The following is a 9,326-nucleotide window of genomic DNA, read 5'->3' on the forward strand; positions in this document are numbered from 1 at the left end:
CCGGCGCTCAGAAGTCGTCCATCAGCGCGGCGAGCCGCAGCAGCAGCGGCGTCGCCGCGGCGCGCTCCTCGGCGGACAGCCTCCGCGAGGCGCGCTCGAGGTGGTCGCAGAAGGCGCGCCAGCGCGCCTGCAGCGCGCGCTCGCCCTCCGCGGTCAGCGCGATCAGCACGACGCGCCGGTCTCTCGCGCACGGCCGGCGCGTGACGTAGCCGTCGCGCTCCAGCCCGTCGAGCATCCGCGTCGCCGTCGGCTTGGAGACCTCGGCCCGCTCGGCGAGCGCGCCGACCGTCAGCTCCGGCTCGTCGAGCAGGCCGCTCAGCAGCAGCGCCTGCGTCAGCGACAGCGTGCCGTCGTCGAAGCGGCGGGCCTTCGCCTTTTGCGTCGCGCGGCTGAAGCGGCGCCACGCCTCGACGAAGGCGGCGGTCTCGGCGTCGAGCCCGTCGGCGGCCGCGAACACGGCCGGCTCGCGCTCGCGGTCGCGGTCGGTCGCGGTGGCCGTGCCCGGCGCCGCCATCGTCACGCCTCCACGCCGGCCAGCGCCCGCGACTCGGCGGGCTCGGCGGCCTCCGCGCGCCGGGCGCGGACCGCGCCCGGGAGCAGCGCCGCGACCGCGGCCGCGAGCAGCGCCGTCGCGGCGCCGATCGCGAAGGCGAGCGTGAAGCCGCCGTCGCTGGGAGCGCCGGTCGACGCGAGCACCGACCCGGCCAGGACCGTGCCGGCGATCTGCGAGCCGATCGAGGCGCCGACGTTTCGCAGCAGGGTGTTGACGGCGGTCGCCTCGCCGGTCTGGTGCTGCGGGACGGCCTCGATGATGAGGTTGGGCAGCGCGGCGAAGGCGGCTCCGATGCCGGCGCCCTGCAGCGCGCCCCACAGCAGCAGCGCGGCCGGGCTGCCGTGCGCGACGGCGAACAGCAGCAGCGATGCGGTCGTCAGCAGCGCGCCGACGACCAGCGGCCCCTTCGACCCGCGTCGTGCGCCGATCCGCCCGGCGAACGGCGCGGCGACGAGCATCAGCAGCGTCGAGGGCAGCATCAGCAGGCCCGCGACGGTCGCGGTCGTGCCGAAGCCGTAGCCGGTCGACTCGGCCGCCTGCGCCATCTGCGGGACGAGCACGAAGCCGGCGAACATCGCGAAGCCGACGAAGATCGTCGCGACGTTGGTCAGCAGGACCGGCTTGAGCGCGAAGGTGCGCATGTTCACGAGCGGCTCGGCCTGGCGCAGCTCGTAGCGGCCGAAGAGGACGAGCACGACGAGGCCGGCGGCGATCAGGCCGAGCGTTCTCGGGTCGCCCCAGCCCCACGCGCCGCCCTGGCTGACGCCGATCAGCGGCGCGGCGAGGCCGACCGACAGCAGCGCGGCGCCGCCCCAGTCGACGCGGCCGGGCGTGCGGACCGGCGACTCCGGTACGAGCAGCTCGGTCGCGACGACCGCGGGGACCGTCAGCGCGAGGCCGAGCCAGAAGATCGCGTGCCAGCTGGCGTGGTCGACGAGCAGGCCGCCGATGATCAGCCCGAAGCCGGCGCCGACGCCCATGATCGCGCTGACCATGCCGATGCCGCCGGCGACGCGCTCGCGCGGGAACTCGTCGCGGATGATCCCGAAGGCGAGCGGGAACAGCCCGCCGGCCGCGCCCTGCACGACGCGGCCGGCGACCAGCATCCCGATCGAGTCGGCGAGCGCGCAGATCGCCGAGCCGACGCCGAAGGCGACCAGCGTCGCGACCAGCACGCGCTTCTTGCCGAACATGTCGCCGAGCCGGCCGATCACCGCCGTCATCACCGAGGCGGCGACGAGGTAGGCGGTCAGCGTCCAGGCGACCGCCGAGGTCGAGATCCCGAGCGACTCCTGGATGCCCGGCATCGCCGGGGCGATCATCGTCTGCGACAGCGCGTAGGCGAGCACGCCCAGCGCGAGGACGCCGAGCGTGGCGGTGGGATTTCGTCGGGCGGCGTCGGCAGGTGGCACGGGCGGAGTCTCCGGGGGCTCGAAGAGATTCGTAGGTACCTAAGTGTTAGCACGCTAAAGATCGGCCGCTCTGTGAGCGAGCGCACGCAGGCGCCTAGACTCGGCAGCGATGTCGACCGACGCCCACGAGCTCAACCGCGCCTCCTGGAACGCCGCGACGGCGCGCCACCTGACGCACAGAAGGGACCTCGCCCGGCGGCTGCGGGACGGCGACGCCACGCTCTGGCCCGAGGAGCGGGCGCTGCTCGGCGACCTCGCCGGCAGACGGGTCGTCCACCTCCAGTGCAACGACGGCGCCGACACGCTCGGCCTCGCCGCGCTCGGCGCCGACGCGCTCGGCGTCGACATCTCCGACGTCGCCGTCGAGGCGGCGCGGGCGCTCGCGGCCGAGAGCGGGATCGCCGCCCGCTTCGAGCGCGCCGACGTGCTCGACTGGCTGCCGCGGGCCGCCGCGCGCGGGGAGCGCTTCGACGTCGTCTTCGCCTCCTACGGCGCGCTGCCGTGGATCTCCGACCTCGGCGCGTGGGCGCGCGGCGCCGCCGGCGTGCTCGCGCCCGGCGGGCTGCTCGCCGTCGTCGAGTTCCACCCGCTGATGTACGTCTTCGAGGAGGGCTGGCGGGTCGAGCGCCCCTACTTCGCCAGCGCGGGCGGCCAGCGCTGGGAGGAGGGCGTCGAGGACTACGTCGGCTACTCGGCCGGCGACGGCGCGGGCGCCGGCGACGGCGGGACCGGCGAGTCGGGCGACGCCGCCGCGGCGCGCCGGTGGGTCAACCCGAACCCGTGCGTCGAGTTCCAGTGGACGCTCGGCGACGTGCTGTCCGCGGTCGCCGCCGCCGGCCTGCGGATCGAGCGCTTCGAGGAGCACGCGCACAGCAACTTCTGGCGGCCGTTCCCCGACATGCGCGGCGACGGCCGCGGACGCTGGTTCCCGCCGCGGGGGCGCGAGCTGCCGCTGATGTTCTCGCTCGCGGCGCGGGCCGGCTGAGCTGGCGGCGCGGCTACGGCTGCACGAGGCCGCGGCGGATCGCGTAGCGCGTCAGCTCGACGCGGTCGCGCATGTGCAGCTTGCCGAGGATGTTCGCGCGGTGGCGCTCGACCGTCCGTCTCGCGATCCCCAGCTCGGCGGCGATCTGGTCGTTGGTGTGCGCCTCGGCGATCAGCTTCAGCACCTCCAGCTCGCGCGGCGTGAGCGGATCCTCGGGCGTCTCCTCGCCGGCGCTGGCGCGCTCCAGGTAGTCGCGCATCAGCGCGGAGATCGCGGCCGGGTAGAGGAACGACTCGCCGCGCATCGCGGCGCGCACCGCCTCGACGAGGTCGCGGTCGGCGGCCGTCTTGAGCACGTAGCCGGAGGCGCCGGCCTTCAGTGCCTCGAACAGGTACTGCTCGTTGTCGTGCATCGACAGCATCAGGATGCGCGTGCGCGGCGCCCTTCTGGTCAGCGCCGCGGCGGCCTGGAGGCCGGTCATCCGCGGCATCGCGACGTCGAGGATCGCGAGGTCGACGCGCTCGGCGAGCGCTCGCTCCACCGCCTGCGCGCCGTCGGAGACCTCGGCGACGACGCGCATGTCCGGCTCGGCGTCGAGCACCAGCCGCAGCCCGCTGCGGACGACGGCGTGGTCGTCGGCGAGCAGGATCGTCGTCACGAGCGGGACGCTCACCGCACGTGCCCGTCGCGTCCGTCGCCGTCGAGCGGCACCGTCAGCCGCACGCGGGTGCCGTCGCCCGGCGCGCTCTCGACCGACAGCGTCGCGCCGATCAGCACCGCCCGTTCGCGCATGCCGCGGATCCCGCGCTCGCCGCCCTGCGCGACGGCGGCCGGGTCGAAGCCGGCGCCGCGGTCGACGACCGTCAGCTCGACCGCGGCCGGCGCTCCGCGGCGCGACTGCCGCACCGCGGCGAGCCGCAGCTCGGCGGCGTCGGTGCCGGCGTGGCGGGCGACGTTCGTCAGCGCCTCCTGCGCGACGCGGTAGACGACCAGCTCGGCGTCGTCGTCGAGCGGCGGCAGGTCGGCGTCGATCGTATGCGCGACGCGGATGCCGGTGTGGCGCTGGCTGGTGCTCGCGAGCGAGACGAGCGCGGCGGCGATGCCGAGGTCGTCGAGCGCCTCGGGGCGGAGCCGGCGCGCGATCTCGCGCACCTCCTCGGCGGCGGTGCGGGCCAGCTCGCGCGCCTCGACGACCGCGTCGACGCCGCTGCCGGGCAGCTCGCGGACGGCCCGCTCCAGCTGCAGGACGACGGCGGTCAGCGTCTGGCCGACCTCGTCGTGCAGCTCGCGCGCGATCCGGATCCGCTCGGCCTCCTGGGCGTGGAGCGCCTCCCGCGCGGAGTCGCGCCGCTCGGTCTCGAGGCGGTCGATCATCTCGTCGATCGCGCGCGTCGCCTCGGCGACCTGCGGATCGGCGCGCGGGTCGAGCGCGAGCCGGTCGCCGGGGCGCAGCGGGTCGACGCGGCGGGCGAAGGCGGCGAGCCGGCCGAGCGGCTCGAAGGCCCGGCGCAGCAGCAGCCAGTCGACGACGAGCAGCGCGACGAGGCCGGCGGCGACCACCGCGACCTCCGACGCCCGCGGCGGGTCGCTGATCGTGACCGGGGTGAAGAGGAGCAGCGCGAGCGCCACGGCCAGCACGGCCGCGTTCATCCCGAGCACCCGCCAGATGAGCGGCATCGACGGAAATCTATTCGGTCGGCCCCGCCTCCCGCCGGTTCGTGCCCGCCGTGCTACAGTCAACTGCGACCGCACTCTCACTTCGCGGTCCCGGACGAGACGCGCCGTACCCGGTCAGGCACGACGACGCAGCCCCGACCACACACGTCTCATCCGAAGGAGGCAATTCACCTCATGGCCTGGATCATCCTGCTGATCGCCGCCGTGCTCGAGACCGGCTGGGCGATCGGACTCAAGTACACCGAGGGCTTCACGAAGCTCGGCCCGTCGATTCCCACGGTCGTGGCGATGGCCGTCTCGATGGCGATGCTGTCGCACGCCGCCAAGACGCTGCCGATCGGGACCGCCTACGGCGTCTGGGTCGGCATCGGCGCCGCCGGCGCCGCGATCCTCGGCATCGTGCTGTTCGACGAGCCGGCGACCGCGGGGCGGATCTTCTTCCTCGCCCTGCTGCTCGCGTCGGTCGTCGGCCTGAAGGCGACGAGCGGGCACTGAGCGGCGTTTTCCCGCAACGTGCGGACGGGACCGGCCGGCGGGCGCGGTTCCGTCCCGCGCGCCGGCTAGGGTTGCCCCTCCCATGCTGGCTCCTGCCGAGATGATCCCGACCGTCCGCGAGATCGAAGACCTGCTCGCGACCAACGCGGGAATGATCGGCGTCTCGACCGGCTACATGATCGGCGCCCGCGGCGACTGGCCGCGCCTCGCCGCCGCAGCCGAGGTGCTCTCCGACGACGTCGTCGAGCTGTCGGCGCTCTCCGCCCGCGAGCTGCCGGGCCTGATCTCGTTCCTCGACGACGTGCCGGAGCTGCCGTTCCGCCACGTCTCCGTCCACGGCCCGTCGAAGGGCTGGGAGGGGACGCCGGAGGCGCTGGTCGAGCTGCTGCGCGAGCTGCCGGCGACGGTCTCCGGGATCGTCATGCACCCGGAGACGCTCGGCGACGCCTCGGTCTACGCCGCGCTCGGCGAGGCGCTGCGGCTGGAGAACATGGACCCGCGCAAGCACGACGCGCGCAACGCGGACGAGCTCGCCCGCTACTTCGACGCGCTGCCGGCGGCGCGCTTCTGCTTCGACGTCGCCCACGCCCAGCTGCACGACCCGTCGATGGCGCTCGCCCACGAGCTGGTCGACGCCTTCGCCGACCGCCTCGCCGAGGTCCACCTCAGCTCGATCGAGCCCAACGGCCGCCACGTCCCGCTGCGGCCCGAGGACGCCGAGGCGTTCCTGCCGGTGCTGAGCCGCTGCGTCGGCGTGCCGTGGGTGCTCGAGGCGCCGCTCCCGCCGCGCTGAGCGGCGGCGACGCTCCACTGCTCGCCGTCGGCCTCGACGGCCGCAAGCTGCTCGGCGACGACAGGCGCAACGAGGTCGCGAACCTGCCGATGCGGATCGCTGTCTGAGCGCGGCTCAGAAGATCGCGTAGCCCTGCGTCGTCTGCCGCAGGCCGTCGCCGAACAGCAGGCTGAGCAGGCCGCGGTCGATCGCGGCGCCGAGCTGGGCGACCTCGCGGAAGGCCGGCGACGCGTCGGCGGCGGCGCGGCCGCCGAGCGCGCGCAGCTCGGCGCGCACCTGCGCGTCGCCGAGCAGCTGCAGGAAGCGGTCGTAGGCGCCGAAGACGGCCGCGCCCTCGACGAGCGCGCCGTAGCGCAGGAAGGCAGCGGCGACGCGATCGGCCGGCGGCAGCGCGAGCTGCTCGGCGAGGAAGCCGGGAATCTCCGCGGCGCTCAGCTCGTGGCAGCGCAGCACGGGCAGCAGGCCGCTGGCGAACAGCAGCTTGCGCGAGGTGCGGAGCTTCGCGTTGCGCAGCCCCCATCCCTCGCCGCCGCGCTTGCGGTCCTTCGCGACGAAGTCGACGCCGATCGTGCGCCAGTAGCGCACGAGGTCGTTGAGCAGGAAGCGCGGCGGGCGGAAGTCCTTGACCGAGTCGCTGAGGTAGTCGTCGATCACGTCGCGGCGGGTCTGCTCCAGCACCTCCGGGTTGGTCGCCGCGACCGACTCGAGCAGCAGCAGCATCCGCCGCGTCAGGTTCGTGTTCGAGTCGTCGTCGAGGCCGATTCTCTGGACCAGGTCGGCCGAGTGGACGACATCCTCGAAGATCCCCTCCCGCCCGGGCGCGCTGAAGCCCTGCGGGTCGGCCGCGAACGCTCTCGCGACGGCGCCGACGGTCGGCCTCGGCGGCGCCGCGCCGCGCGCCCCGCGCACCAGCACCATGTAGTCGTCGTCGGAGCTGCTCGTCAGCTCGCGCCGGCCCCACGAGCCCATCAGCACGACCGTCGCGTCGTCGTCGACGACGACGCGGTCGAGCAGCGCCCGCCGCTGCGCGATCCGGGCAGCGGTCAGCTCGCGCGCCGCCAGCAGCGCGCCGAACGTCCCACCTGTCTCCTGCTGGAGCTGCTCGAGCGAGCTGGCCATCGGGCGCCTGTGGATTCGAGCGCCGGCGCGCCGATCCTCCCTCCGGGGCGGACCGGTCGCCGGCGTTCCCTGCATCGTAGGCCTGCGAAGGCGCCGGCGCAGCCGGCGCGCGCGGGTCAGCTGGCGGCGGTCTCGGTCGCGCTCGGCGGCTTCTCGGCCGCCGCGACGCCGCCGTCGAGCGGCACGATCGCGCCGTTGGCGATCGGGCCCGGACCGGGGCCCGGCTCGCCGCGGCGGCGGGCCAGCGCGAGCCGGATCGCGACCCCGTGGCAGACGACGAGCGCCGGCTGGGGGCCCTGCTCGATCTCCGCGATCGCCGCCATCACGCGGTCGCCCTGCTCCTGGAAGGACTCGCCGCCGGGGAAGGCGAAGCCGGGGTCGCCGACCCGCCACGCCTCGAAGCCCTCGGGATCCGCGGCGAGCATCTCGGCGAAGCTGCGATCGGTCCAGTCGCCGGTGTGGGTCTCCATCAGGCGCGGGTCGAAGCGGATCTCGAGCCCGGTCGCCGCCGCGACCGCCTCGGCCGTCTGGCGCGCCCGTATCAGCGGGCTCGCCCACAGGACCTTGAAGCCGTAGGGGACGGCGTTCTCGGCCAGCTCGCGCGCCTGGCGCAGGCCGGTCTCGTCGAGCGGGACGTCGCCCTGGCCCTGGAAGCGGCCTTCGTCGTTGTACGGGGTGCGGCCGTGGCGTGCGAGGTAGATCATCGGCGGCCAGGATAGAAGGCCGGCCGCCGATGCCGCCGCCGCGCGGCGCCACGCCGCGCCGCGCCCGTCCGCTCGGTCGCCGCGACGCCGCCGCCGCCGCGCAAGGCCGCTCCTACGCCGGCACCTCAGGCACGTAGGTGCCGAACGTCCACAGGTTGCCCTCGGGGTCGCGGGCGGTGTAGTCGGCGCCGCCGTAGTCCTTCTCCGACAGCTCCATCACGATCTCCGCGCCGGCCGCGCGCGCCCGCTCCAGGTGGGCCTCGAGGCCGCCGTCGAGCGCGACGTAGAGCATCGCCTGCCCGGCCGGGTGGGCGAGCTTCTTGAACTCGCCCTCCCCGCTCTCCGAGCCGCCCATGATCAGCTGCCGGCCGAGCGCCAGCTCGGCGTGGTGGACGTGGCCGTCGTCGTCGGCGTAGACGGCGGAGCGCTCGAAGCCGAACGCCTCGCACAGCCAGTCGATCGATCTCGTTCCGTGGCGGAACTGGACGATCGGGATGATCGCCGGGGTCTGCATCCGCGTCTTCGTCTCGGGCATCGTTCGCCTCCTCGTGGTCGTCAGCCGTCAGCGACCTTATGCCCGCCTCGGCCGTCCCGCTTGGACGAACGTGACCTCGGCATGCGGCTACGCCGCGAAGCCGGCGCCGTCGGGCAGGCGTCGGGCGAGGAAGGCGCTCGGCGGATCGCCGGCGAAGGCGCGGAAGTCGCGGTTGAGGTGGGCCTGGTCGTAGTAGCCGCAGTCGAGCGCGATCTCGCCGAAGCGGGTGCCGTCGTCGCGCTGCAGCAGCTCGACGGCGCGGTTGAAGCGCAGCACGCGCGCGAGCGTCTTCGGCGGCAGCCCGAGCTGCTCGTGGAGCTGGGCGACGAGATGGCGGCGGCTGCAGCCGATCTCCGACGCGAGCGCGCCGACGGCGACGCGGCCGTCGCTCTCGCGCAGCCGCCGCCACGCCCACGCGACCATCGGCGCCGGCTGGAGCGCGTCCGCGAGGCGGGCGGCGATCGTCGCGTCGAGCAGCGCGAACCGCTCGGCCCAACTCGGCGCGGTCGCCAGCCGCTCGACCAGCTCGCGCCCGATCACGCCGCCGAGCACGTCCTCCAGCTCGACCTCCATGTTCGTCAGCTCCCGCAGCGGCAGGCCGAGCACCCGCCGTGCGCCGAGCGGGGTGAAGTAGATCTCGACGCCGTGGCTGCGGCCGTCGTGCTCGACGACCGACCAGCGGTCGTGCATGCCGGCGACGAACGAGCATCTCTTGTCGCGACGCCCGCCGTCGGCGTCGGAGAGGACGAACGGGTCGCCGAAGGAGACGATCACCGGCACGGCGCCGACCGGCAGCTCGCGGCGACGCAGCGGCTGCGGCGTCTGCTCGAACCAGCCGACGTACCGCTGCACGACCCCGCGCAGCTCCGGTGGCGGCAGCCGGTGGGCGATCTCCCACCGCCCGATCAGCGACGCATGCCGCTCGAGCTGGATCGCCGGTGCTCGCATGGAGCCGAGCCTAGCGCGGCGGGCGACGCGGCGGGCGCGGCGCGACGAGGGGCCGCGGCGTGCCGAGGGGACACGCCGCGGCCCGCGAACGAGCCGCCCCTCAAA

At 74.8% G+C, this 9,326-nt stretch carries 12 protein-coding genes and 1 riboswitch; of the genes, 4 read left to right on the top strand and 8 right to left on the bottom strand.

Translation table 11 applies throughout. The features are described 5' to 3' along the window. Nucleotides 1-7: 7 nt before the first annotated feature. Nucleotides 8-514, bottom strand: coding sequence for a MarR family winged helix-turn-helix transcriptional regulator (locus BDZ31_RS13090; RefSeq protein WP_183342737.1), 507 nt, complete (start codon nucleotides 512-514; stop codon nucleotides 8-10). A gap of 2 nt (nucleotides 515-516) precedes the next feature. Next, on the bottom strand, nucleotides 517-1,965 hold the full coding sequence (locus tag BDZ31_RS13095) for an MFS transporter (protein ID WP_183342739.1): 1,449 nt from the start codon (nucleotides 1,963-1,965) through the stop codon (nucleotides 517-519). Between the two features lie 109 nt (nucleotides 1,966-2,074). Between BDZ31_RS13095 and BDZ31_RS13100 the strand changes: the two genes are divergently transcribed. Continuing rightward, complete coding sequence (locus BDZ31_RS13100) at nucleotides 2,075-2,950, top strand: class I SAM-dependent methyltransferase (RefSeq protein WP_183342741.1); 876 nt, start codon at nucleotides 2,075-2,077, stop codon at nucleotides 2,948-2,950. Nucleotides 2,951-2,963: 13 nt separating this feature from the next. On the opposite strand, the gene BDZ31_RS13105 is transcribed toward BDZ31_RS13100, so the two are convergent. Together BDZ31_RS13105 and BDZ31_RS13110 are read right to left on the bottom strand one after the other, a co-directional pair. Then, nucleotides 2,964-3,623: a response regulator gene (locus BDZ31_RS13105; RefSeq protein WP_183342743.1), complete on the bottom strand. Its 660-nt coding sequence runs from the start codon at nucleotides 3,621-3,623 to the stop codon at nucleotides 2,964-2,966. Continuing rightward, nucleotides 3,620-4,627 (bottom strand): sensor histidine kinase, encoded by a 1,008-nt coding sequence (locus BDZ31_RS13110; RefSeq protein WP_183342745.1) that lies wholly within the window; start codon nucleotides 4,625-4,627, stop codon nucleotides 3,620-3,622. Before BDZ31_RS13110 ends, BDZ31_RS13105 begins: the two co-directional genes overlap by 4 nt. 65 nt (nucleotides 4,628-4,692) lie before the next feature. Beyond that, a riboswitch (guanidine-III (ykkC-III) riboswitch) is annotated at nucleotides 4,693-4,760 on the top strand. Nucleotides 4,761-4,801: 41 nt separating this feature from the next. On the opposite strand from BDZ31_RS13110, the gene sugE reads away from it, so the two are divergent. The 3 genes from sugE to BDZ31_RS13125 all read left to right on the top strand — a co-directional run bounded on the left by sugE (nucleotide 4,802) and on the right by BDZ31_RS13125 (nucleotide 6,022). Further along, nucleotides 4,802-5,122: a quaternary ammonium compound efflux SMR transporter SugE gene (sugE, locus tag BDZ31_RS13115; protein ID WP_183342747.1), complete on the top strand. Its 321-nt coding sequence runs from the start codon at nucleotides 4,802-4,804 to the stop codon at nucleotides 5,120-5,122. Between the two features lie 82 nt (nucleotides 5,123-5,204). Further along, nucleotides 5,205-5,915 (top strand): apurinic/apyrimidinic endonuclease family protein, encoded by a 711-nt coding sequence (locus tag BDZ31_RS13120; RefSeq protein WP_183342749.1) that lies wholly within the window; start codon nucleotides 5,205-5,207, stop codon nucleotides 5,913-5,915. Then, nucleotides 5,882-6,022, top strand: coding sequence for a hypothetical protein (locus BDZ31_RS13125; protein ID WP_183342751.1), 141 nt, complete (start codon nucleotides 5,882-5,884; stop codon nucleotides 6,020-6,022). Before BDZ31_RS13120 ends, BDZ31_RS13125 begins: the two co-directional genes overlap by 34 nt. Nucleotides 6,023-6,029: 7 nt before the next feature. On the opposite strand, the gene BDZ31_RS13130 is transcribed toward BDZ31_RS13125, so the two are convergent. From BDZ31_RS13130 to BDZ31_RS13145, 4 genes are all read right to left on the bottom strand, one after another. Then, a complete protein-coding gene (locus BDZ31_RS13130) occupies nucleotides 6,030-7,034 on the bottom strand; it encodes a hypothetical protein (RefSeq protein WP_183342753.1) in 1,005 nt (334 codons plus the stop codon). 116 nt (nucleotides 7,035-7,150) lie between these two features. Next, nucleotides 7,151-7,738, bottom strand: a complete 588-nt coding sequence (locus BDZ31_RS13135) for a histidine phosphatase family protein (protein WP_183342754.1) — start codon at nucleotides 7,736-7,738, stop codon at nucleotides 7,151-7,153. A gap of 112 nt (nucleotides 7,739-7,850) precedes the next feature. Beyond that, nucleotides 7,851-8,273: a VOC family protein gene (locus BDZ31_RS13140; protein WP_221243045.1), complete on the bottom strand. Its 423-nt coding sequence runs from the start codon at nucleotides 8,271-8,273 to the stop codon at nucleotides 7,851-7,853. Between the two features lie 87 nt (nucleotides 8,274-8,360). Next, nucleotides 8,361-9,221 carry an AraC family transcriptional regulator gene (locus BDZ31_RS13145; RefSeq protein WP_183342755.1) on the bottom strand — a complete coding sequence of 287 codons (861 nt, stop codon included), beginning with the start codon at nucleotides 9,219-9,221 and terminating at the stop codon, nucleotides 8,361-8,363. Between the last annotated feature and the right edge of the window lie 105 nt (nucleotides 9,222-9,326).

Origin of the sequence: Conexibacter arvalis (assembly GCF_014199525.1) — a bacterium.
In the GTDB taxonomy this organism is placed as follows: domain Bacteria; phylum Actinomycetota; class Thermoleophilia; order Solirubrobacterales; family Solirubrobacteraceae; genus Conexibacter; species Conexibacter arvalis.